Origin of the sequence: Pseudoalteromonas aquimarina (assembly GCF_049257255.1) — a bacterium.
Lineage (GTDB): Bacteria > Pseudomonadota > Gammaproteobacteria > Enterobacterales > Alteromonadaceae > Pseudoalteromonas.
On the sequence record NZ_JBMMUG010000001.1, the window covers coordinates 186,035 to 208,381 of the forward strand.

Below are 22,347 nucleotides of genomic sequence, written 5' to 3' on the forward strand. Positions count from 1 at the left end.
TCTTTTGTTAGACTGTCGCGATTATTTATTAGTTAGATGTGTTAATGGCATTAGAGCGCACTTTTTCAGGTTTATTGCTAACAAAACAGCAATTTGATCGCGACGGTAAACTGGTTCTTGTTTTTTGGCTTAGAGCTAAAGAAGGGCCAGTACGCGTTGAAATTGAAAATGAACAGATTGTGGTATTTTGTTTAGCTGAAGATGCCAATTGGTTTGCATCAACGCTTTCACGAGAGGGGATTTTTTTTCAGCAAAAGCCATTAACACTTAAACATTTTAATCAAAGTAAAATTGAAGGTTTTTATTTCTCAAGTATAAAAGATTTTTTTGCTGCTAAGGTATGTGCAAATGAAGCAGGCTTGATGCTTTACGAGCAAGATATTCGTCATTGTGACCGCTACCTGATGGAGCGCTTTATTCAAGGGCAAGCGTGGGCAAAGGGGCGTTATCAATTTAAAAATGGCGTACATTGCCTTTATCAAGCAAAGTTGGCTAAAAGTGATGAAGCAAGTTTACATTCGTCTGAACTAACATGTTTATCTATTGATATTGAGTGTAGTGGTTTAGGTGTTTTGTATTCCATTGGCTTTTATAATACGTCGTTTAAAAAAGTAGTGATGATTGGGCAAGGGCAGCAATTGCCTTGGTTAGAGTGGGTTGATGATGAAACCGCCTTACTTAAACGATTTGTCGAAATCATTGATGCGCTTGACCCAGATATTTTTATTGGCTGGAATGTCATTGATTTTGACTTCTCGGTATTATTTAAACGTGCAGAAGAATTAGGACTTAGATTACCAATAGGTCGCTTTTCCAGCCAATTACGGATTAATCAATCCAAAGTAAATAAACTGTCCTTACCCGGCCGAGTTGTGCTTGATGGCATAGACATGCTTAAAAACGCAAGTTATCACTTTTCCAGTTTCCGTTTAGGGCAAGTCAGTTATGAGTTACTAGGTGAAGAAAAGCTCATTCAAGGGGGCGATACTCTTGCTGAAATTGAGCGCCAATTCAAACACGAAAAAGAAGCATTGGCAGAATATAACCTACAAGATTGCAAATTAGTGTGGGATATATTTGAAAACAAATCGCTTATAGAGTTTGCCATTGCCCGTGCAAAGTTAACGGGTCTTGATCTACATCGTTTAGGCGGTTCGGTAGCGGCTTTTACTAACCTTTATTTACCACACCTTCATCGCGCAGGTTACATCGCCCCAAATTTAGGTGAATCACCAGTGCATTTCGAAAGCCCCGGTGGTTATGTTATGGATTCTATCCCAGGGCTTTATCAAAACGTATTAGTGCTTGATTACAAGAGTCTTTACCCCTCAATAATTCGCACTTTTAAAATAGATCCTCTCGGATTAATTGAAGGCCTTAAGCAACAAGACGCTATTGACGGATTTAATGGGGCAAAGTTTTCTCGTGAACACCACTTTATTCCAGCATTAATTTTACAGTTATGGCAAGCAAGGGAAATTGCTAAAAAGAACCAAGACGAAACCATGTCATATGCAATCAAAATTATCATGAACAGTTTTTATGGTGTGTTAGGTTCGTCAGGTTGTCGTTTCTTTGACCCACGTTTATCAAGCTCAATTACCATGCGCGGTCACCAAATTATGAAAACGACAAAGCAACTCATAGAAGCACACGGGTTTACGGTGATTTACGGGGATACTGATTCGACATTTGTTGCTATTGACGACGAAATGTCAAAACAGCAATGTGATGAGATAGGCAATGAATTAGCGCAAGTAATTAATGCATACTGGCGGGAGGAATTAAAAGAAAAAGGATTAGAAAGTGCACTGGAACTTGAGTTTGAAACGCATTATAAGCCTTTCTTTATGCCAACATTACGCGGTGAAACTACTGGGTCCAAAAAACGCTATGCGGGTATCAACCAGTCCGGTGAGCTTATCTTTAAGGGCCTTGAAGCCGCAAGAGGGGATTGGACTGTACTTGCAAAAGAATTCCAAACAGAACTTTATTTGAAACTCTTCACTAACCAAGCTGTAGAAGAATACATTACATCACAGGTGGCATCATTAAAAGCGGGAAAATTTGACGATAAATTAGTGTATCGAAAACGCTTAGGGCAAGACCTTGAAATGTATCGTCGCAATATCCCACCTCATGTAAGAGCAGTTCTTGACTACCAGTTAGTACATCCTGATTTTTTCATTAAACGTGGTGATTGGGTAAATTATATTGTCACACTTGATGGTCCCTTGCTCCTGACTGAGCAGGATGTAAATCAAGTAAACCGTATCGATTATCAACACTATTTAGATAAACAATTAAAGCCGATTGTAGAAGCGATTGAAAAAGAATTGCAGCTAAGTTTTGAGCAATTAGTTAATGAGCAGCAAAGCCTATTCTAAAAAAGTTCAAAAAAAATGTAATTAATTGATTACATCTTTAATTTTACGTTCCTTAGAATTCGAAATTATTTATTTTCAATAAGTTATACTTTGTTATAGAAAGTGTGTCAGATGTTTCCATGTGTGTATAAATGTGATCCCCCTGAAACATTTGGGTCTCAAATGTTAAAACTTTATAAACAGATGTTGACCGATGTTTACCCTTATGATTATTATTGCCCTCGGATAAATGAGTTTCGACTCGATAAAAAATCAATCAACAAATTGTTAGATTGTAAATAAAAGTAAATCCACAAATGTGGTCCAGGGAGAAATCTAAATGTTAAATAATAAACTAGCAAAAGCAGTTCGCTTAGCGATCGCTTTTGGTGGTGCTAGCACTGCTGTATTTGCAGCAAACGCTAACGCTGCTGAAGAACAACAAGCTGCAGAGCAAGTAGAACGTATCGAAGTAACTGGTTCTCGTATCAAGCGTACTGATATGGAAGGCGCAAGCCCTGTAACAGTTATGTCAGCTGAAGAGATTAAACTTTCAGGTTATTCTCGCGTTGAAGATATCTTAAACCAATTACCTCAGATCGAAGCAGCTGAAACTTCTTTCTTAGCTAACGGCGCAACAGGTACAGCGACTCTTGACTTACGTGGTCTAGGTTCAAACCGTACTCTTGTTCTTGTAAATGGCCGTCGTCTTCAAGCAGGTTCAATCACGTCACAATCTCCTGACGTTAACCAAATCCCAGCTTCTCTAATCAAGCGCGTTGAAGTACTAACTGGTGGTGCTGCTGCGGTATATGGTGCTGACGCAGTTGCTGGTGTTGTTAACTTCATCATGAATGATGACTTCGAAGGTCTTCAAATGAACTTCGGTGCTTCTGGTTACCAGCACAACAACGATAACAAATACATCCAAGGTTTAATGGATGATAAAGGCTTTGAATACCCAAGCGGTAGCACAGGTATTGATGGTCGTTCTTACAGCATCGATTTAGCTATCGGTGGTGCATTCGACGGTGATAAAGGTAACGCAGTTGCTTACGCTGTATGGCGTCGTAACGATGAACTTCTTCAAGGTACACGTGATTACTCTTCTTGTGCACTAAACCGTACTCAATCAGCTTGTGGTGGTTCTGCAACTACGCCTAACCCACACTTCGACATGTACCCAATTGTTGATGGTGAAGTAGACTACAGCCAAAACTTCTTTGGTTACCTAAATCCAAATGGTAATGGTTTCATCGAAGATGATGGTTACCGTTATAACTATGCGCCAGTTAACCACTTCATGCGTCCAAATGAGCGTTTCTCATTCGGTACTTTCGTAAACTACGAAATCAATGAACACTTCCGTCCGTACCTTGAAGCATCTTACATGCACAACCGTACTGCGGGTCAGATTGCTGAATCAGGTACTTTCTACAATGAAGAATTTGTATTTGATTACAACAACCCACTTATTTCAGACGTTCAAAAGCAGCAGTTACAAACGTGGTTTGGTCAAACTGATGCAGATCAGTTCGTTGGTTACATTGGTAAGCGTAATGTTGAAGGTGGTGCTCGTGCAGATAACCTAGAACACTCTTCTTACCGTATCATTACTGGTGTTGAAGGTGAAATCAACGACACTTGGTCATACGATGTTAGCTATAACTACTCAGCAACATCTTCTAGCTCAGTATACATCAACGATTTACTAGCTCCGAAGATTGGTCCTCGTGTTGGCGCTGTAGGCACAGAGTGTGTTGAAGCAGATGGCTGTTTATACTACAACGTATTTGAATTAAATGGTGTAACACGTGAACAGGCTGATCAACTAGCTGGTGTTGGTATTCAAACAGGTTTAGTTACTCAACAAATCTTAAACGGCTACGTTTCAGGTGAAATCGAGCAATTACATATTCCTTCAGCTCCAGCTCCTGTAGCTGCGGTATTTGGTTTCGAGCGTCGTGAGCAATCATACGAGCGTATTTCTGATACGGTATATGCAGAAGGCCAATTACTTGGTCAAGGTGGTCCTTCAGCTAGCCTTGAAGGTGATATTGAAGTAACTGAATTCTTCTCAGAATTCCAAGTTCCAGTACTTGATGAGTTAAACATGAACGCGGCTTTCCGTTGGTCTGATTACTCAACTTCAGGTTCTGATACTACGTTCACTGTAGGTGCAGACTACACATTAGCTGACGCTTACAAGTTCCGTGCAAGTTTTGCAAAAGCAATTCGTGCTCCTAACGTAGGTGAACTATTCTCAGCTCAAAACATTGGTCTTTGGACTGGTGATGACCCTTGTGCGGGTACAGATCCTTCTTACTCACTTGAGCAATGTCAACGTACAGGTATGACTGCTGCACAATACGGTACAGGTGCTGTTTCTAAATCTCCAGCTGGTCAATACAACCAAGTTTCTGGTGGTAACACAGAACTTAACCCTGAAGAAGCTGATACAATTACACTTGGATTAGTTGCTAACCCATTTGAAAACTTCAACTTCACTATCGATTACTTCGATATCCAAATGGAAAATGTAATCGCATCTGTAGGTGCAGAGCGTATTCTTAACAACTGTGCTACAACTGGTGATGCGTTCTTCTGTGATAACATTACTCGTAGCCCGTCTGGTAGCCTTTGGTTAGGTCAAGCAGGTTATATTACTAACCTTAGCGACAACATCGGTGGCCGTCACTGGCGTGGTGTTGACCTTACAGCTAACTACAGCATGGAGTTAGGTGAAGGTTCTCTTGATTTCAACCTAAACGGTTACTACAACATCAAGAAATTAGTTCAACCAGTTCTTGCTGATTCAAGCCTAGATTACGATTGTACTGGTACTATCAGCACAGACTGTTTCACTACTCCTAAGTGGCGTCACACTTTCCAAGCTGATTACTCTATGAACGATTGGCGTGTAACAGCTAAGTGGCGTTTCTACGGTGCGGTTGATTATGACGGTACTGCAGATACTAAACTAGTAGAAGAAGGCGGTGTAGATGCATACAACTTCTTTGATGTATCAGGTAGCTACTCAATCAACGAACACGTAACTGTGATCGGTGGTGTGAACAACATCCTTGATGAAGAGCCACCAATGGTAGGTAACTCACTATCTACAAATGCTAACACTATTTCTGGTTTCTACGATACGTTAGGTCGTTTCGTGCACCTAAGTGTTAACATGACATTCTAATTTATGCTTAATCGCTAAATTATTAAAAAGCCTGCTTATGCAGGCTTTTTTTATGAGAGAATAAAAATTAAGTCGTATTTTGATAGAGTAGTCGTTTAATGAAATTTGATAACCACAAACTCACTCCACAACAAGCAAATTTATATGAAATAGCGACCAATGCTAGGCGTAACAAAAACTACTTAGTGGCCTTAAATTGTGTAAATGATATCTTAAATAACTTATCTCATTTCGAACCTGCAGTTTTAGAAGCGGCATTAATATTGTTTGAAACAAAGAATTTTGGAGTTGCTGAAAATATTCTTCTTAAATTAATCGATTCACCTTTTGAAATTTATCCTAAAAGTCATGCGCTTGCGGTAATTAATAAAAACAAGCGCAACTTTAAAAACGCAATTTATTATTATCAAAAAGCATGTGCACAAAAGCCTAATTCCGTAGTGGATTTATTAGGATTAAGCTTTTGTTATGCACAGGTTGGCGATTTTGATAATGCAATTAAGACTTGTAAAACACGCTTGGCTGAAGATGCAGAGAATGCGTTATTGGATGATTATCTTGCCACTTTATATACACAATCAAATCACTATGATGAAGCAGAAACACTTTTATTAAAAACAATTAATGCTAATGGGGAAAATTCAAAGGCGCTTTACACTTTAGCTACCATCAAAAAAGCACAAGGTGATTTAGGTCAAGCGAAAGAATTGTATAAAAGGGCAATTGAGATAACACCTAATCTAGTTATGGCGCATTATGGCCTTTCTGTTGTGACAAATTATAAAAAAGAAGGCAAAGAGCATTTAGCGCAACTTAACAGCTTGTATTCTAATCCACAATTGCATGTTCAAGATCGTATTTTATTAGCATTTGCCTTAGCAAAAGCTTATGAACAAAATGAAGAATATAAACAATCATTTAGTTATCTTAAACAAGGCAATGATTTACGATTTAAAATGTTAAATTATGATGTAAAGGCGGATTTAGCATTTATTGACAGCATAAAGTCTGTTTTTACAAGAAAAGATATCGAACCACTGCAAAAATTCGGTAATAAATCAATTAAACCGGTATTTATAATAGGGATGCCAAGATCAGGTACCACTTTAATTGAAAAGATATTAGGTTCACACACATCGGTATACAGTGCGGGTGAAATTGATACTCTGTTTTCTATTGGTTGCTCTTTGTTAAACCCAACGTCTTATTTATTTAAAGACTTGAGTAATATTCGAAAAGAAGAGATTCATACTTTAAGTCATCGCTATCTCTCAAAGATTGAGAGCTTATCAAGTCATCACGATTTCGTAACGGATAAATTGCCGCTTAATTTTTTAATGGTGGGTGTAATAAAAATTCTTTTCCCAAATGCAAAAATTATTCATTGCAAACGAAATAAAATTGATACTTGCTTATCGATATATAAAAAGAATTTCAGTAATGACAATTATCGTTTTGCATATAACTTAAATACTTTAGCAACTTATTATAATAGTTACGAAAGTTTGATGGCACATTGGCATCAGGAATTTCCTTCAGAAATTATTGATGTTGATTATGAAATCTTGGCTCAAAACCCTAACAAAGAGCTGCCGATTTTAATTGATAAATGCGGCCTTGAATGGCAACAGCAGTGTTTAGACTTTCATAAAACACCTGGTCTCGTACAAACAGCGAGTGCAGCACAAGTGCGCGAACCAATGTATACACGTTCAATTAATCTTTGGCAGCACTATAAAGAAGAGCTAAATGACTTAATCAAACGATTAAATTAATCATACAAATTGAATAATTATGAATTTTCAGAAGCAATACAGCTTCTTTATAAATTAAAAAGGTTATTTTTTTTAAAAAATTATTAAACGTAAAAACTGTTAATATTTTTTTACTAAAATAATCCCTTTTGTACCTCTAGCTGTTTAGATACAAAGCCTGAATCTTGATCTAAAAAACGCTCAATTGTAAATGGAATGTTTACGGTTTTGTGGGTGTTAACTACAAATTTAACTCGAAGCAGTATTTTACTAAGTTTGGCAGTTGACACTTTTGTATCCATTTAGCATTATTGGTGAGTTGGTGCATTTTTAAAGTGCACCCTTCATGATTGAGTTTTAATCAGTTTAAATTCTAAAAAAGTAACATTACTTAATTGGTTGGGAACTATGTCTGTTAAAATCAGAAAAAGTCTTGTAGCTTCAGCGTTGGTTGGCGCGGTTGCACTTACAAGCAGCAATGTGATGGCAGATCCTTTGAAAGACATTCACAATGTTGAAGGTCAGACTATTAAGGCTGCACAAAAGTCTCAGAACAAAATCGATAACGTATTCGAGCAAACAGTTGAACTGAAAGCGGAATATGATTCTACGGTTAACCAAACTGAGATCCTAAAAGTTTATAATGATCACCTAGCGCGTTTGGTTGCTGACCAAAATGCGGGCATTGAATCATTAAATAAGCAAATCAAAGAAATCGATACGACTAAACGTAACGTTGTGCCTTTGATGTATCGCATGATCGATACGCTTGAGCAATTCATCAAAGCGGACGTTCCTTTTGACACTGAAAAGCGTTTAGACCGTGTTGAAAAATTACGTGAATTAATGACTAATGCATCAGTTACTACTTCAGAGAAATACCGTCAGGTTCTTGAAGCATACCTAACTGAAAAAGACTACAGCACAGTTGTTACTGCTACTCAAGGTGCATTAAACCTTGACGGTCGTGATATCACTGTTGACTTCGGTCGTGTTGGTCGTATCGCTTACGTAGCACAGTCTCTAGACCTTAAGAATGCTTGGGTTTGGAACAACTCTACTAAGCAGTGGGACAAACTAGGTGACGAATACCTAAGCCCAATCACTGATCTAATCCGTATGGCGCGTAAGCAAAAAGCGTTAGATCTAGTTGAACTTCCAATCTTTGGCGCGGAGTAATCACGATGAAGAAACTATTTAAAGGTTTAGCAGTTGCTGCTGTTCTTTCTGTTTCTGCAGGTGCTGCGCTAAATGCACACGCAGATACAGCTGCTCTAGATAAAATCCTTGAGCAAGTTAAGCAAGACCGTATCTCGTCTGGTAAAATCAACAAGCAACGTGAGCAAGAGTTCTTATCAGCTCGTGCTGACAAGCAAGCGTTATTAAACACTGCTAAGCGTGATCTAGCTGCTGAAGAAGCACGTGGTGACCGTCTTAAGAAGCAATACGCGCAAAACGAAGCTACACTAGCGGCTAAAGAAGCAGAATTAGAAACTGCTAAAGGTACGCTTGGTGAAATGTTTGGTGTTGTACGTCGTGCAGCTTCTGAAACAATCGGTTCAATCGAAGCATCTCTAGTTTCTGCTGAAAAGCCAGGACGTGAAGAAGTTCTTCGTTCTCTAGCTGCTGCTAAAGAACTACCAACTACTCGCGAACTAGAAGAACTTTGGATTGGTCTTCAAACTGAAATGACTGAGTCTGCGAAAGTTTCATCTTTCGAAGCTAAAGTTGCTCAGTTAGACGGTTCTGAAGTTAACGCTAAAGTAACTCGTATCGGTAACTTTAACCTTATCTCTGATCAAGGTTACTTAATTTACCACCCAGAAACTAAGCAAATCCAGCCGTTAGGTCGTCAACCAGATGGTTACGTTCTTGCATCTGCTGCTGACTTACAGTCTACAGCTGCTGGTTCATACGCAGGTTTCTACACTGACCCTACTCGTGGTTCAATTCTTCGTCTAAACACGCAGAAAGCAACTCACGAAGAGCGCTTCCACCAAGGTGGTACGGTTGGTTACCTAATCGCAGTATTACTAGTTATCGGTTTCATCGTGGCGATCATCCGTCTTGCTGACCTAACAGTAACTACTACTAAGATCAAATCACAACTTAAGAACCTTAACACACCAAACGAGAACAACCCGCTTGGTCGTATTCTTAAAGTTTACCAAGACAACAAAGACCAAGATGTTGAAAACCTTGAGCTTAAGCTTGATGAAGCGATTCTTCGTGAAACGCCTCGCATCGAAGCTGGTGTTAACATCATCAAGATCTTTGCAGCTATCGCACCTCTAATGGGTCTATTAGGTACGGTTGTTGGTATGATCGAAACATTCCAGCAAATCACGTTATTCGGTACTGGTGATCCGAAGATCATGGCTGGTTCAATCTCAATGGCACTTGTAACTACTGCTCTAGGTCTAATTGCGGCACTTCCGTTAATCCTAGTTCACGCTATCGTTGCGAGCCGTTCTAAGTCTGTACTACACATCCTTGATGAGCAAAGCGCTGGTATTATTGCTGCTCACGCGGAGAAGGAGAAAGCCTAATGCTAGTCCTGATAGAGATCTGGGAATCTGTCAGGGATTTTGTTGCTACAGGCGGCCAAGTACTTTATGTGGTCGCAATAGCACTCTTTCTTATGTGGGTATTAATGATTGAGCGCTATTGGTTCCTAACTAGTGTGTTCCCTAAAATGAAAAAAGGGATCATCGCTAACTGGGACGCCCGCCAAGACACTACGTCTTGGTACGCACACAGAATCCGCGAAGCATGGATTTCTGAAGCGTCTGAGAAATTAGATGAGCGTATGTTGTTGATCAAAACATTAGTAGCTGTTTGTCCACTTATCGGCTTATTAGGTACTGTAACGGGTATGATCGCGGTTTTCGAAACCATGGCTACTCAGGGTACTGGTAATGCTCGCTTAATGGCATCAGGTATTTCAATGGCGACGATCCCAACAATGGCTGGAATGGTTGCAGCACTATCAGGTGTATTCTTTAGCACACGTCTAGAAGCGAAAGCTAAGATGGCTAAAGATAAACTGATTGATAGCCTGCCGCATCACTAGAGAGAGATTTGAATATGGCACGTAATAAACGTATCCAAGATGAAGATGCAGCGGTAGATATGACACCGATGCTGGATATTGTTTTCATCATGCTTATCTTCTTTATCGTAACAACGTCATTTGTTAAAGAAGCTGGTATTGATGTAAACAAACCTAAAGCTGCGCAAGCTACCAAGAAGAAAAATGCAAATATCTTTATTGCAATTCGTGGTAACGGCGAAGTTTGGATGGATAAGCGTCAGGTAGATGTAGAACGTGTATCTGCGAACATCGAGCGTCTATTAGCTGAACAACCTACTGAAATCGTAATTATCCAGGCGGATAAAGAAGCGAAACACGGTGTGGTTATGAAGGTTATGGACCAAATCAAGGCCACTGGTGACTTGAAAATTTCAATCGCTGGAGATAAGTAATGATTCGTTTTCTGTTTTCACTGATTGCAGGTGGGGCAGTTACTTTCGGCTTATTCTATTTCATGGCGTTCTTGATCTCTGGCGGCGATAAACGCGCCGCCAATGACCAAGAGCAGATTGTAGTCGAAATTATGACGAATCCGCCTGAATCAAAGGTGCAGGAGAGGAAGCGTGTACCGCCTCCGCCTCCGCCGCCACCTAAGCAGCCGCCTAAACCGCAGCCGCCACAACCTGATAATTCGAGTAATAGTAACTCAGGATTACAGTTTAATATGCCATCAATTAGCGTTGGTGGTACGGCAGGTGGTCTAGATGGCCCAGGCGCATTTGGCCGAGATGGTGACGCAACACCAATCGTTCGAATTGAGCCTAAATATCCGCCACAAGCTGCGCGTGATGGTAAAGAAGGTTGGGTACAACTTCGCTTTACAATCGATGAAGTTGGTGGCGTAACTGATATTGAAGTAATTAACGCTGAACCGAAACGTATTTTTGACCGTGAAGCAAAACGTGCTCTACGTAAATGGAAATACAAGCCTAAGATCGTTGATGGTAAACCACAACGTCAAGCTGGCATCGAAGTTCAACTCGACTTTAAACTTGACCAAGGTAACTAGGAGGCTGTATGAAAACTTTATCTAAAGTAACCGCGCTAGCCTTATTAATTTCGCTTGGTGGTGCAGTTTACTCTGCACCTACTTTGGCAAAAGCTGATCCTGCAAAAGTTGAAGAACGCAAGAAACGCAAAACCAAAGTTATGGGTGAACGTACTGGTAAGAAAGTTGTTAAAGCATTTGATGTTTACAACGGCGACCAGGAAAAAGGAATCGAGGGTGATGTTCCAGCAGCTTTAGCATTGATGAAGGAAATTTCGCCTTCTGATGAATTTGATAAAGCGCAGGTTAATTACTACATGGCGCAAATGAGCTACCAGCTTGAACAGTTTGATGAAGCAATTCGTCTTGCTAAAGCGGCAGCAAAGCCTGATGTTCTAAACTTTAAAGACCAAGCGACGGTAATGAAGCTAATTGCTGACTTACAACGTCAAGAAAAGCAATATAAAGAGGCTCGTGAGTCTTATTATGCTTGGATGGACTTTACGGGTGAGGAAGATGCAAAAGTTTATTTAGCGATTGCAGCTACTTACTACGAAACAAAAGAATACAAGAACATCATTGCTCCAGCAGATCGTGCAATTGAATTGTCTAAGAAAGAGCCAATCAAAAACGCTTACGACTTAAAAGTAGGTGCTTATGTTGAGCTTAAGCAATTCAACAACGCGATTAAAACAAGTGAAGAGCAAGTTAAGATTTGGCCTACAGAATACAAGCTATGGACACGTTTAGCTTCTTTCTATATGACAGTTGAAGACTACAAAAAAGGTCTTGCAGCTGCGAAAGTAGCAGAACGTAATAATGCGTTAGAAACATCTAACCATTTTAAATTCCTAGCTAGCTTATATTCACTTAACGAAATGCCTTACCAAGCAGGTGTTACACTTGAAAAAGCGGTAAAAGCAAACAAAGTTAAGAAAGACAAGTCTACAGTTTCTACACTTGGTGCATATTTCCATAATGCTAAGCACTATGAAAAAGCAGCTAAGTTATATGTTGAAGCAGCTGAATTCGATAATGACTCTGAGTTATATCGTAAAGCAGGTTCAATGTTAGTAACTAGCGAAGACTATGCACTAGCTGTTCAAAACTTGAATAAAGCATTAGAACTTGGCAATAGTAAGAAAGGTCAGATTTACTTAGACCTTGCAGAAGCTTACCTTCAGCAAGAAAAGTACAAACTGGCTTATCAGAACGTTCAGAAAGCGGTAGATTATCCGCAGACGAAGAAATTTGCTAAGAGCTGGTCTCAGTACATTAAAGATAAAGCGATCCGTAAGGGCGTTAAAATCTAATTGATGTACTCTGCAAAAAAGCCCCAATAGGGGCTTTTTTATTGCCTAAAATTTATAAGCGTTTTTAGTTTAATGAAGAGAATAGGTATCTATTTGATAGGTATTTATACCGCTTTCTTCGGCGCAGTGAAGAGCAGTAATTGTCCTCTCAAATACCGTTTCTGGCTCAATACCATTATCTGGTAGAACATTAACTGCACCAATACTAATGTTACAATGCAGTAAACCGAGCTTTTCCTGCTCCTGTAAAGCATGTTGTATTCGCTCCACAATAACTTGTGTGCCACTTGCATCTAAACCAAATAACCCCATTGCAAAACAGTGTTTATTAAAGCGACACGTGATGTCTGTACTGCGTAACGTTTGCTCGGTCAAAATATTGCCGACTTGGATTAAGCGAGCTGTATCTGCTTCATTTAACAACTTGATATGTGGATTAAATAATAAAATGGATAAACTGTCTTTATCGCGGATAAGTCTGTGCCATTCGCGGTTAAAAATTTCCATAAAGTAGGCTTGGTTGTATAATCCTGTTTCTGTATCGCGAAATGAGGCGTTTTGAAATGAAAAAATCATATGCGCTCCAGATTTACATTCTCTTTTAAGGTTAGATTACATTGATTAAATTTACGCAATTATTCATCGCAATTTGTACTGCTTTTTTATTATTAGGGTGTGAAAAGCCAGTTGAAAATAAAAGCCAAGAAGAATTAATTGCTGAATATAAAACTTTAAACAACCTGCTTCAGCCTCTAAAACAGCAAACGAGTGCACCAGTATGGCCATTTAGCGATGATTATTTAACATCACGCGATAATATCCTTAAACAGCTTCTAAGAGCGGATAAGAGCAATACAGAAGTCGCTTTATTAACTATTGAACAGCGCTTTACTGAACGCTTTTTCCCATGGCCTTATAATGCCAATCCAGTTTTGAATTATGTTAATTCGAATTCGCAAATTAATGATGTTGCTTTAGCTGAATTTATTACCTTTACACAAGGCAAAATGCTTTCAGCCTATCAAGACAAGGTAAGACTTAGTCATTTTGAATTAACGAGACTACAGCAGCATGTAGCTCAGGCTAAAAACAAACTTGCAGATTATCCGCATTCAGTTGATGCACTAAATACATTCAATCAGTACTTAGCGGATTATGTTCCAAGACGTAGTCCTGGCATTGGTGCATTGCCAAATGGTAAAGATTGGTATCAAGCTCGTTTGAATTATTTTGTTGTAAGCGCGCAAAAACCAAATGATATTCTTAACCGCTTACTTGCGATTAAAACGGACTTACCAAGTGAAACTAAGTTTATCACTTGCTACACAACCAATCAGTGCAATAACACAAGTGGATTAGACTGGCGAACTGCTTACAGCAATCGCTTGGAAGAGTTTAACAATATTAAGTTTGGCATTGAACAAGCAATCATTGCCGAAGTAGATTATGGTATCCATGCACAAGCATGGAGTAGTGAGCATGCACTTACAGTATTGCTTAATGAATTAAAGATTTCTAACGCTCAGGCAAACTTAATATTAAAAAGAATATTGGAAGAGCCTGCGCTTGCAATGGTGAATATCCCATTAGGTAATTAACCTAATGGGAGCAGCTCTTACAACGTTGTGTTGCAGGGTCATCATTGAGCAATTCAAGCTCAATGGGTTCTTCGCAATCGGCACAGTAGCCATATTGGCCAATATCAAACTGGGCTAATGCTGCTTCTAACTGAACCAAACGGCTCAATTTAGGTTCATGATTCAATAGAAAATGCTTTTCCAGAAAATCTGGCCAATCACTATAGTTGATGGTATGTAAGTCATTAACAATGGCAGGTTGAGCTTGTCCATAATGCTCAATAACGTCTTTACGTAAAGTATCTAACTCTACTTGTAGCCTGCGTTTGAATAACTCAAGTGATACTGTCATTCTCATTCCCCTTTCAATTCCAAGCACATAGATAGTGCAATAATGAATTATAGGGGCGGACTTTTTAACGCGACATGATATGAATCAACAACTCGTAACTTTGTTACTCGCCTGTAAAATTTTATCTAGCACTTCTTGGCTTGATTTTAAGCGTTTAATTTCTTCGAAGAAAATTTCAGCTTCAGGGTAATGCAGCTTTAAGTAAGCTAGCCACTGTTTAGTACGACTCGCAAAATAACGTTCGCTGTTACCGCCATCGCAGTGCATGTTCGAATCAACAATATGCGTTAACACAGCTTGCCATGAAATAGGCTGATAATCTTTTAAGAGTCGCCTTGCAGCAATTTCAGCAGCAAGATCAGGTTGAGCTAATGCGCCTCGACCAAGCATAACGTGTTCGCAACCACTGCGCTCTTTACACAAGGTGTATTGCTCGAAATTCCAAACCTCACCATTAGCAACAACTTCAATATTACTATTTTCTTTAAGAGGTTTTATTTTTTCCCAGTAAGCAGGTGGGCGGTAGCCGTCACGTTTAGTCCGGGCGTGAATAGCAATACTATTTGCGCCGGCACTATTAACAGCATCAAATATTTCTTGGCTTTGCGAACTGTCATCAAAACCAAGACGCACTTTAGCTGAAACCTCATCCTTTTCAGGTACTGCATCACGAACTGCTTTTACGATTTGGTAAATTTGCTCAGGCTCTTTAAGTAAAACTGCGCCGCCTTTACTTTTATTGACGGCTTTTGCAGGGCAGCCAAAGTTTAAGTCTACACCATGAGAGCCTAATTCAACGGCACGAACGGCATTTTCAGCAAGAATAGGCGCATTTTGCCCAAGTAATTGAATACGAACAGGTGTGCCTGCTTTGGTTTTTCCTGAGAAATTAAGTTCAGGACAATAGCGGAAAAATACCCGTGGCGGTAAAAGCGCATCAACAACACGAACAAATTCGGTAACACATAGATCAAACCCACCAAAATCGGTAAGTAATTCTCTCATATGGAAGTCAACAACACCTTCCATTGGGGCCAAAATTAGTTTCATCGCTACGCTTATCTTGTGATTCTCGGCGGCGATTTTAACGAGCTTAAAAGCTAAACACTATTATTTTTTTAATTACAGCGCTAAACTGAGTTTGCTCAATGGGTTAGCTGTACCATAATGAGATTTACTAAGTAATTGACCAAAAAAATTAAATTTATTTGAAATAATATTTATAAAAGCTAGGTCACCTTAAACAATCAAGTAAACGTAAAACGAGACAACTATGAAAACACTTAATAAAAATTCAGTAGCAATGACAGTGGGTGCGGCAGTAATCGGTGCATCAAGCCTAGTAGCAACAGCGGCTCACGCAAACCCATTCCAAGTAACTGCAATGCAATCTGGCTACATGCTAGATGCAGGCGAAGGTAAATGTGGTGAAGGCAAATGCGGCGGCGACAAAAAAGCTGAGAAAGAAGGCAAGTGTGGCGAAGGCAAATGCGGCGGCGACAAAAAAGCTAAGAAAGAAGGCAAGTGCGGCGAAGGCAAATGCGGCGGCGACAAAAAAGCTAAAAAAGAAGGCAAGTGCGGCGAAGGTAAATGCGGTGGCGACCACAAAGCTAAGAAAGAAGGCAAGTGTGGCGAAGGTAAATGCGGCGCTCAAAACAAAGCCAAAAAAGAAGGTAAGTGCGGCGAAGGCAAATGCGGCGGTGACCACAAAGCTAAAAAAGAAGGCAAATGTGGTGAAGGTAAATGTGGCGGTGACAAAAAAGCCAAAAAAGAAGGTAAGTGTGGCGAAGGCAAATGCGGTGGCCACCGTTAGTTAATAGCTTAAAAGGCCAGCTTAGCTGGCCTTTTAGTTAATTAGATAATAAAAAGGTTTGGAGGGGCAGTGAATAAACACGATTTCGGTATGGTAGGGCTAGGGCTTAGGCGTGAAATGCTTGACCCTTTAATCGACAATTACCCAAAGCAAGTGGACTTTTTAGAAGTCGCACCAGAAAACTGGCTTATTTTAGGTGGTGCATTAGGGAAGAAGTTTAAGCGGCTTACTGAGCAACACAACTTTGTCTGTCATGGCCTTTCTCTTTCTATTGGTTCGCCAGAGCCACTTGATATCGACTTTATTAAAGATCTCAAGGTGTTCTTCAAACAACATAATATTAAAGCTTACAGCGAGCATCTAAGTTATTGCTCAGGTAAAGGCCATATGTATGACCTTATGCCAATTCCATTTAGTGAAGAATCAGCACGCTATGTTGCAGAGCGTATTCGTACGGTACAGGACATTCTTGAAATGCCTATCGCCATGGAAAACGTATCGTATTACGCAGCGCCAGCACAGCAAATTTCAGAATTAGATTTTACAAACTTAGTGCTTGAAGAAGCGGATTGTGAGTTATTGCTAGATGTAAATAATATTTACGTTAACGCTATAAATCACGGTTATAGCGCCTCTGAATTTTTAAAAGGCTTACCTTCAAAACGTATCAGTTATGGTCATATTGCAGGCCATTACAACGAAGCAGAAGATTTAATTGTTGATACCCACGGTGCAGATGTGGTTGACCCTGTATGGCAGCTTTTACGTGAGGCCTATCAAATTCATGGTGTGTTCCCAACCTTGTTAGAACGCGACTTTAATATTCCTGAAATGTCAGAATTGTTAGTTGAAGTAGACACAATCGCGACGATTCAAGCCGAACAAAGCAAGCGAGAAAGTGCTTAATGAGTTTTCAAGCAACACAACATGCTTTTATGCAGCATATTCGCGACCCTGAAAATAACGCGTTTCCAAATATTGAAGACCGCCGTTTAGCTATTTACCGCGAACTCTTTTTTAATAATGTTGAAGGCTTTGTTAGCTCCGCATTTCCAGTATTACAGTCACTTTACAGCGAAGAAGATTGGCTGGTATTAGTACGCAAATTTTTTAGCCAGCACGATTGCAAATCGCCTTATTTTTTACAAATTTCAGAAGAATTTCTGGCGTTTTTATCAAATGAATACCAGCGTACAGATGCCGATCCGGAATACATGCTAGAACTTGCCCATTATGAATGGGTTGAACTTGCACTCTCAATTGCAGATCAAGACCCTAATGAAGGGCAAATTAGCGATATACAATCACAGCCTTTGTATTTTTCATCATTGGCATGGCGAGTAAGTTATTCTTACCCAGTACAATTTGCATCAAGTGATAATCCGCAGCTAGCGGCAATGGATGAAGGTAATCACTTAGTGATTTACCGCGATAGCTATGATGACATTCAGTTTGTGGCAATTAACGGCATCACAGCCCATTTATTACAGCAAATTGAAAGCAACCCAGGTATTAGTTTTAGTGCTTTGCTAAATGTGATGTTAGCGGCGTTACCGCAAGTTGAGGCGTCAGTACTTGAAAGTGGTTTAGTAAGCACGCTGATTGATCTTGCTGAAAAAGGCGTATTGGTCACAAAATAACACTTTTGATCTAGATCAACTTCCTCTATCATATGCGGCGATTTTTCGTGCTTAAGATGTAGAGGTAATTATGGCGCAAAAAGGTGATTTTAAAGATCCGTTCAATGCAAAATACTTCATTGGTTTCCTAGCTGTGTTTGCAGGCATTGGTTGTTTAAATGCAATTCTAGGTTGGGCGACTTTACTAAGCGCTTAATTTAAATACCACCACGTATTTTCGTGATGATTTGGCCGATTTATCGGCCTTTATTGTTTCTGAAATACGCTAATCTTACGAATCCTCCGCATTTGATATTCGTTTTTATGTCAAACTTTGTATAATGACCTGTAATTAAAATATTGGGGAAAACCATGACCTTGTCAGTTTCAGACTTAGAACTAGTAAAAAACAGCATTGCGACTGTGCCAGACTATCCAAAGCCGGGCATCATGTTTCGCGATATTACTAGCTTATTAGCTGAGCCAAAAGCATTCCAAACGGTGCAAAAAGCACTGGTTGAAAAATATAAAGACAATGCATTCGATGTGATTATTGGCACCGAATCTCGCGGCTTTATATTTGGCGCGCCACTTGCGCTTGAGTTAGGCATTCCATTTGTTCCTGTACGTAAGCCTGGCAAATTACCACGCGAAACAGTTTCACAATCGTATCAATTAGAATACGGTGAAGACACGTTAGAAATCCACAAAGATGCGATTAAAGCTGGCGATAAAGTGTTACTTGTAGACGACTTACTTGCAACAGGCGGTACTATTGAAGCAACTGTGAAACTTGTTGAAAAGTTAGGTGGTAAAGCAACCGATGCAGCTTTTGTAATTTCATTACCTGAACTAGGTGGTGAAGCGCGTTTAGCTGGCCTTGGTCTAAACATACTTAAACTAGTTGAGTTTGAAGGCGAGTAAATGAGCTATCAAGTTCTGGCAAGAAAGTGGCGTCCACAAAACTTTCATCAGTTAGTTGGGCAGCAACACGTTAAACAAGCCTTGGTAAATGCGCTTGACCAAAAGCGATTACACCATGCGTATTTATTTACCGGTACCCGTGGTGTAGGTAAAACCACTATTGCCAGAATTTTTGCGAAAAGCCTTAATTGTGAATTAGGCATTACTAGCCAGCCTTGTGGTAGCTGTAATGCCTGTATTGATATTGAGCAGGGTCGCTTTATCGACTTGATTGAAATCGATGCGGCTTCACGCACCAAAGTAGAAGATACCCGTGAAATTCTCGATAACGTACAATATGCGCCAACCCGTGGTCGCTATAAAGTGTACCTTATCGATGAAGTACACATGCTCTCAAAACACAGCTTCAATGCGCTGTTAAAAACATTAGAAGAGCCACCGGAGCACGTAAAGTTTTTACTTGCGACGACCGATCCGCAAAAATTACCCGTCACGATTTTATCTCGCTGTTTGCAATTTAACTTAGCAGCACTTTCTGAAAATGAAATCGAAACCCAGTTAACGCATATCCTTAATCAAGAACAACTTGGTTTTGAGCCTGAAGCGCTTAAACAACTCGCGCAAAGTGCCAAAGGCAGTATGCGTGATGCACTGAGTTTAACCGACCAAGCCATTGCACAAACTAACGGTAATATTACCCACCTAGCAACCAAACAAATGCTGGGCTTAATGGACATTACGTGGGCGCAAAGTTTATTGATTGCGGCAATGGCAAGTGACGGCGAAAGTTTATTAGAATTAAGCGCCAAACTAGGCTTACAAAATGGCAATTACGGTGCTGTTTTAGATGACTTAATTAAATTATGCCATTTGATTTTAGTTGCTAAATTAGTGCCAACAGCCGCGCAGTTGAGTGAACAATACGCTGACTTTATTAGCCAGCTGGCAGTAGAGGCAGATACCCGTGAAATTCAGGTGTATTACCAGCTGCTGTTAAACGGTAAAAAAGACTTAATGCTGGCACCGACAGAGCAACTTGGCTTTGAAATGGTTATGCTTAAATTATTGGCGTTTGAACCTGCTGGCATGCAAGCTCAGCAGTCAGCGCAGCAAAACCAACAAGTGCAAACATCACAAGCGACTCCAAACGCACGCGTTTCATTAAAAGAGCAATTAAAAAAACAAAAAGAAGCTCTGGAAAATAAGCCGATTGCGCAACCAGAGCTTCAACAAAAGCCACAACCAGAGCCACAATCTGAACCAGTTCAAACTATTTCTGCTGCACCAGCGGCAGTTGCAACGCCAACAATAGAACAAACGCCACCAGAACATTCTGTACCAGAAGTTGTGCAAGCTGAATTAGAGCAGCAAGTAAATCAGCAAATGGATGATATACTTGCACAAGCTGAGCAGTTGACAGCGCAATCGCCTGCACCTGCAATGTTTGAGCAACAGCAACAGCAACAGCAACAGCAACAGCAACAGCAACAGCAACAGCAACAGCAACAGCAACAGCAACAGCAACAGCAACAGCAACAGCAACAGCAACAGCAACAGCAACAGCAACAGCAACAGTCGTTTGACAGTGCGCCCGTGCCAGAGCAAGCTCCAGAGCCTTTAATCGAGGCCGAGCCGCAAGTTGAAGAATCAACACAGCCAAGCTTTGAGCAAAGCTATAACAATGAAGCCGAAGCCATTGCTAAAATTTTAGCACGCCGCAATGTGTCAGGTTCTGGCTCACTTATTCAGCCGGATGGTAGCGAAACGTCGATAAAAAAGACTGAGCCCCAGCAAAGGGGCGAAAATTTTGCAAAACCAAAACAAAGCCCTCTTGAAAAATACCGCGGTGAAACTCAGCATGTGGCACCTGAGTTAATTGAACAATTAACGCCAGAGCCAAAGCAAGAAGTTGCGCCTGCCCCAGAGCCGCAAATAATTGAAGGCTTCGAAAGCCCAATTTCGCAAGAGCGTTTTGCCCATCAACAAGACGATTGGGCAAACAAAATTGAAATAATGGGGCTTGGCGGTCGCGTGCGACAATTTGCACTGCACAGCATATATCAAGAGCAGGGCGCACACGTTAATTTGCTAGTTGATACTGAGCAAAAGCACTTAGACTCGCCAATGCTGCGCGAACAATTACAACAAGCGTTATCACATTTAAAAAATATGCAGGTTGAACTCGCAATAGAATTTAACGATGTGGTTGAAAATACACCGTTTAAAATTCAGCAAAAGATTGATGCGTTTCGTCATCAACAAGCCGTGCATACCATTAAAAACGATCCAATCATCACTCAGCTCATGACACACTTTGACGCAGAGCTAGATGAAGGTACAATAAAAGCATTATAATTCTGGTGGTAATATCACTGCCATGCATTAAAAGAGAGAAAGAATATGTTTAAAGGCGGAATGGGCAACCTAATGAAGCAAGCGCAGCAAATGCAAGATCGCATGCAAAAAGCCCAAGAAGAAATTAAAAATATGGAAGTAGTTGGTGAATCAGGCGCAGGCCTTGTGAAAGTAACTATGCTAGGTAGCCACAATGTACGTCGTATTGAAATTGATGAGTCATTAATGGAAGACGACAAAGAAATGATTGAAGACCTAGTAGCTGCAGCAATCAACGATGCAGTACGCCGCGTTGAAGAGCAAACGGCAGAGCGCATGCAAGCAGTAACTGGCGGTATGCAGATGCCTCCAGGCTTCAAAATGCCGTTCTAATTTAGAACGCTTTAACGTTTTAAAAAATAGCGCCTTTTGGCGCTATTTTTTTTGCGCCAGTACTTATCTATTCCCGTATTTTTCGTTTGCAGTCTCTTTTAGTGCATATGTGCATGTCATGTATACTGGGTTGAAAACATTTTAAGGATTAATATAAGGGAAATTAACTATGAGCAATCATCGACAAACCTTAACTGAGCTTATGGACAGCCACTTCACCTCTACACCTGCCAAGACTTATGACTGTGATGAGTACGGATCAGCGCATACGCTTACTCCTTTAGAAGCTGATAACTTAATTGCAGAAGCCATGCCTTACTTAGAACAGTACGCTCGAACGGGTAACCCCGCGGAACTTCTGAAGCTTGTTGAGACGCTAACTTCGGTCGGCTGTGAGGATAAAACACAGGTGGCTATTTTGGAATTTGCTAACGGTAAACGTCCTGAGGGGCTAATCACCCAGCTAGCGCCTGATGCGTTTTTAAGTGAAGCATTGATGATGCTGCGAAAGATGATTGATTTGAGCCATTAATATGGCTCCTTTAAATTTGACATGATTTTTGAGGCATCTTCTCTTTAAATATTCTTCATAATTCCTAATCTGCTTCTAACAGCTAAAAA

General features: G+C 40.2%; 21 protein-coding genes. 18 read left to right on the forward strand and 3 right to left on the reverse strand.

All coding sequences use genetic code 11. The annotated features are described in order from the left end of the window. Nucleotides 1-44 precede the first annotated feature (44 nt). From AAEU29_RS00845 to AAEU29_RS00885, 9 genes are all read left to right on the forward strand, one after another. Nucleotides 45-2,387: a DNA polymerase II gene (locus AAEU29_RS00845; RefSeq protein WP_421971664.1), complete on the forward strand. Its 2,343-nt coding sequence runs from the start codon at nucleotides 45-47 to the stop codon at nucleotides 2,385-2,387. A 319-nt stretch (nucleotides 2,388-2,706) separates the two neighbouring features. Continuing rightward, on the forward strand, nucleotides 2,707-5,565 hold the full coding sequence (locus tag AAEU29_RS00850) for a TonB-dependent receptor domain-containing protein (protein WP_421971665.1): 2,859 nt from the start codon (nucleotides 2,707-2,709) through the stop codon (nucleotides 5,563-5,565). A 98-nt stretch (nucleotides 5,566-5,663) separates the two neighbouring features. After that, nucleotides 5,664-7,340: a tetratricopeptide repeat-containing sulfotransferase family protein gene (locus AAEU29_RS00855; RefSeq protein ID WP_421971666.1), complete on the forward strand. Its 1,677-nt coding sequence runs from the start codon at nucleotides 5,664-5,666 to the stop codon at nucleotides 7,338-7,340. A 387-nt stretch (nucleotides 7,341-7,727) separates the two neighbouring features. Continuing rightward, on the forward strand, nucleotides 7,728-8,498 hold the full coding sequence (locus AAEU29_RS00860; protein ID WP_038642200.1) for a DUF3450 domain-containing protein: 771 nt from the start codon (nucleotides 7,728-7,730) through the stop codon (nucleotides 8,496-8,498). A gap of 5 nt (nucleotides 8,499-8,503) precedes the next feature. Continuing rightward, nucleotides 8,504-9,868 carry a MotA/TolQ/ExbB proton channel family protein gene (locus AAEU29_RS00865; RefSeq protein ID WP_421971667.1) on the forward strand — a complete coding sequence of 455 codons (1,365 nt, stop codon included), beginning with the start codon at nucleotides 8,504-8,506 and terminating at the stop codon, nucleotides 9,866-9,868. Then, a complete protein-coding gene (locus AAEU29_RS00870) occupies nucleotides 9,868-10,392 on the forward strand; it encodes a MotA/TolQ/ExbB proton channel family protein (RefSeq protein WP_372767835.1) in 525 nt (174 codons plus the stop codon). The genes AAEU29_RS00865 and AAEU29_RS00870 overlap by 1 nt, the downstream gene beginning before the upstream one ends. Before the next feature lie 14 nt (nucleotides 10,393-10,406). After that, nucleotides 10,407-10,805 carry an ExbD/TolR family protein gene (locus AAEU29_RS00875; RefSeq protein WP_372767833.1) on the forward strand — a complete coding sequence of 133 codons (399 nt, stop codon included), beginning with the start codon at nucleotides 10,407-10,409 and terminating at the stop codon, nucleotides 10,803-10,805. Then, on the forward strand, nucleotides 10,805-11,422 hold the full coding sequence (locus AAEU29_RS00880) for an energy transducer TonB (RefSeq protein ID WP_421971668.1): 618 nt from the start codon (nucleotides 10,805-10,807) through the stop codon (nucleotides 11,420-11,422). Before AAEU29_RS00875 ends, AAEU29_RS00880 begins: the two co-directional genes overlap by 1 nt. An 8-nt stretch (nucleotides 11,423-11,430) precedes the next feature. Further along, nucleotides 11,431-12,714 (forward strand): tetratricopeptide repeat protein, encoded by a 1,284-nt coding sequence (locus AAEU29_RS00885; protein WP_421971669.1) that lies wholly within the window; start codon nucleotides 11,431-11,433, stop codon nucleotides 12,712-12,714. Between the two features lie 69 nt (nucleotides 12,715-12,783). Here the strand turns inward: AAEU29_RS00885 and AAEU29_RS00890 are convergent, their stop codons facing one another. Continuing rightward, on the reverse strand, nucleotides 12,784-13,290 hold the full coding sequence (locus AAEU29_RS00890; protein WP_421971670.1) for a GGDEF domain-containing protein: 507 nt from the start codon (nucleotides 13,288-13,290) through the stop codon (nucleotides 12,784-12,786). Nucleotides 13,291-13,331: 41 nt separating this feature from the next. Here AAEU29_RS00890 and AAEU29_RS00895 point away from each other — a divergent pair, with 41 nt between their 5' ends. Further along, entirely contained in the window at nucleotides 13,332-14,312 is a 981-nt protein-coding gene (locus tag AAEU29_RS00895) for a hypothetical protein (protein ID WP_421971671.1), read from the forward strand. 1 nt (nucleotide 14,313) lies between these two features. On the opposite strand, the gene AAEU29_RS00900 is transcribed toward AAEU29_RS00895, so the two are convergent. Beyond that, nucleotides 14,314-14,643, reverse strand: coding sequence for a TraR/DksA family transcriptional regulator (locus AAEU29_RS00900; RefSeq protein WP_421971672.1), 330 nt, complete (start codon nucleotides 14,641-14,643; stop codon nucleotides 14,314-14,316). A gap of 84 nt (nucleotides 14,644-14,727) precedes the next feature. Continuing rightward, nucleotides 14,728-15,693 carry a tRNA-dihydrouridine synthase gene (locus AAEU29_RS00905; protein WP_421971673.1) on the reverse strand — a complete coding sequence of 322 codons (966 nt, stop codon included), beginning with the start codon at nucleotides 15,691-15,693 and terminating at the stop codon, nucleotides 14,728-14,730. Nucleotides 15,694-15,916: 223 nt separating this feature from the next. Between AAEU29_RS00905 and AAEU29_RS00910 the strand changes: the two genes are divergently transcribed. The 8 genes from AAEU29_RS00910 to AAEU29_RS00945 all read left to right on the forward strand — a co-directional run bounded on the left by AAEU29_RS00910 (nucleotide 15,917) and on the right by AAEU29_RS00945 (nucleotide 22,258). Next, complete coding sequence (locus tag AAEU29_RS00910; RefSeq protein ID WP_421971674.1) at nucleotides 15,917-16,456, forward strand: HvfA family oxazolone/thioamide-modified RiPP metallophore; 540 nt, start codon at nucleotides 15,917-15,919, stop codon at nucleotides 16,454-16,456. Between the two features lie 90 nt (nucleotides 16,457-16,546). Continuing rightward, the gene (locus AAEU29_RS00915; RefSeq protein ID WP_421972287.1) at nucleotides 16,547-17,362 is read left to right on the forward strand and encodes an HvfB family MNIO-type RiPP peptide maturase; all 816 of its coding nucleotides are present in this window, start codon (nucleotides 16,547-16,549) and stop codon (nucleotides 17,360-17,362) included. Beyond that, on the forward strand, nucleotides 17,362-18,096 hold the full coding sequence (locus AAEU29_RS00920) for an HvfC family RiPP maturation protein (protein ID WP_421971675.1): 735 nt from the start codon (nucleotides 17,362-17,364) through the stop codon (nucleotides 18,094-18,096). Before AAEU29_RS00915 ends, AAEU29_RS00920 begins: the two co-directional genes overlap by 1 nt. Nucleotides 18,097-18,166: 70 nt before the next feature. Continuing rightward, on the forward strand, nucleotides 18,167-18,292 hold the full coding sequence (locus tag AAEU29_RS00925) for a hypothetical protein (RefSeq protein WP_267884427.1): 126 nt from the start codon (nucleotides 18,167-18,169) through the stop codon (nucleotides 18,290-18,292). 155 nt (nucleotides 18,293-18,447) lie between these two features. Next, nucleotides 18,448-18,999, forward strand: a complete 552-nt coding sequence (gene apt / locus AAEU29_RS00930) for an adenine phosphoribosyltransferase (RefSeq protein ID WP_421971676.1) — start codon at nucleotides 18,448-18,450, stop codon at nucleotides 18,997-18,999. Further along, nucleotides 19,000-21,354, forward strand: coding sequence for a DNA polymerase III subunit gamma/tau (dnaX, locus tag AAEU29_RS00935; protein WP_421971677.1), 2,355 nt, complete (start codon nucleotides 19,000-19,002; stop codon nucleotides 21,352-21,354). Between the two features lie 45 nt (nucleotides 21,355-21,399). Further along, nucleotides 21,400-21,726, forward strand: a complete 327-nt coding sequence (locus tag AAEU29_RS00940; RefSeq protein ID WP_421971678.1) for a YbaB/EbfC family nucleoid-associated protein — start codon at nucleotides 21,400-21,402, stop codon at nucleotides 21,724-21,726. Nucleotides 21,727-21,895: 169 nt separating this feature from the next. After that, nucleotides 21,896-22,258: a hypothetical protein gene (locus tag AAEU29_RS00945; protein ID WP_421971679.1), complete on the forward strand. Its 363-nt coding sequence runs from the start codon at nucleotides 21,896-21,898 to the stop codon at nucleotides 22,256-22,258. Nucleotides 22,259-22,347: the final 89 nt, after the last annotated feature.

What these genes read in the sequence shown, in the direction of transcription:
- AAEU29_RS00845 (WP_421971664.1), top strand. Translation starts at nt 45, where the DNA reads ATGGCATTAGAGCGCACTTTTTCAGGTTTATTGCTAACAAAACAGCAA.
- AAEU29_RS00850 (WP_421971665.1), top strand. Translation starts at nt 2,707, where the DNA reads ATGTTAAATAATAAACTAGCAAAAGCAGTTCGCTTAGCGATCGCTTTT.
- AAEU29_RS00855 (WP_421971666.1), top strand. Translation starts at nt 5,664, where the DNA reads ATGAAATTTGATAACCACAAACTCACTCCACAACAAGCAAATTTATAT.
- AAEU29_RS00860 (WP_038642200.1), top strand. Translation starts at nt 7,728, where the DNA reads ATGTCTGTTAAAATCAGAAAAAGTCTTGTAGCTTCAGCGTTGGTTGGC.
- AAEU29_RS00865 (WP_421971667.1), top strand. Translation starts at nt 8,504, where the DNA reads ATGAAGAAACTATTTAAAGGTTTAGCAGTTGCTGCTGTTCTTTCTGTT.
- AAEU29_RS00870 (WP_372767835.1), top strand. Translation starts at nt 9,868, where the DNA reads ATGCTAGTCCTGATAGAGATCTGGGAATCTGTCAGGGATTTTGTTGCT.
- AAEU29_RS00875 (WP_372767833.1), top strand. Translation starts at nt 10,407, where the DNA reads ATGGCACGTAATAAACGTATCCAAGATGAAGATGCAGCGGTAGATATG.
- AAEU29_RS00880 (WP_421971668.1), top strand. Translation starts at nt 10,805, where the DNA reads ATGATTCGTTTTCTGTTTTCACTGATTGCAGGTGGGGCAGTTACTTTC.
- AAEU29_RS00885 (WP_421971669.1), top strand. Translation starts at nt 11,431, where the DNA reads ATGAAAACTTTATCTAAAGTAACCGCGCTAGCCTTATTAATTTCGCTT.
- AAEU29_RS00890 (WP_421971670.1), bottom strand. Translation starts at nt 13,290, where the DNA reads ATGATTTTTTCATTTCAAAACGCCTCATTTCGCGATACAGAAACAGGA.
- AAEU29_RS00900 (WP_421971672.1), bottom strand. Translation starts at nt 14,643, where the DNA reads ATGACAGTATCACTTGAGTTATTCAAACGCAGGCTACAAGTAGAGTTA.
- AAEU29_RS00905 (WP_421971673.1), bottom strand. Translation starts at nt 15,693, where the DNA reads ATGAAACTAATTTTGGCCCCAATGGAAGGTGTTGTTGACTTCCATATG.
- AAEU29_RS00910 (WP_421971674.1), top strand. Translation starts at nt 15,917, where the DNA reads ATGAAAACACTTAATAAAAATTCAGTAGCAATGACAGTGGGTGCGGCA.
- AAEU29_RS00915 (WP_421972287.1), top strand. Translation starts at nt 16,547, where the DNA reads ATGGTAGGGCTAGGGCTTAGGCGTGAAATGCTTGACCCTTTAATCGAC.
- AAEU29_RS00920 (WP_421971675.1), top strand. Translation starts at nt 17,362, where the DNA reads ATGAGTTTTCAAGCAACACAACATGCTTTTATGCAGCATATTCGCGAC.
- AAEU29_RS00925 (WP_267884427.1), top strand. Translation starts at nt 18,167, where the DNA reads ATGGCGCAAAAAGGTGATTTTAAAGATCCGTTCAATGCAAAATACTTC.
- apt (WP_421971676.1), top strand. Translation starts at nt 18,448, where the DNA reads ATGACCTTGTCAGTTTCAGACTTAGAACTAGTAAAAAACAGCATTGCG.
- dnaX (WP_421971677.1), top strand. Translation starts at nt 19,000, where the DNA reads ATGAGCTATCAAGTTCTGGCAAGAAAGTGGCGTCCACAAAACTTTCAT.
- AAEU29_RS00940 (WP_421971678.1), top strand. Translation starts at nt 21,400, where the DNA reads ATGTTTAAAGGCGGAATGGGCAACCTAATGAAGCAAGCGCAGCAAATG.
- AAEU29_RS00945 (WP_421971679.1), top strand. Translation starts at nt 21,896, where the DNA reads ATGAGCAATCATCGACAAACCTTAACTGAGCTTATGGACAGCCACTTC.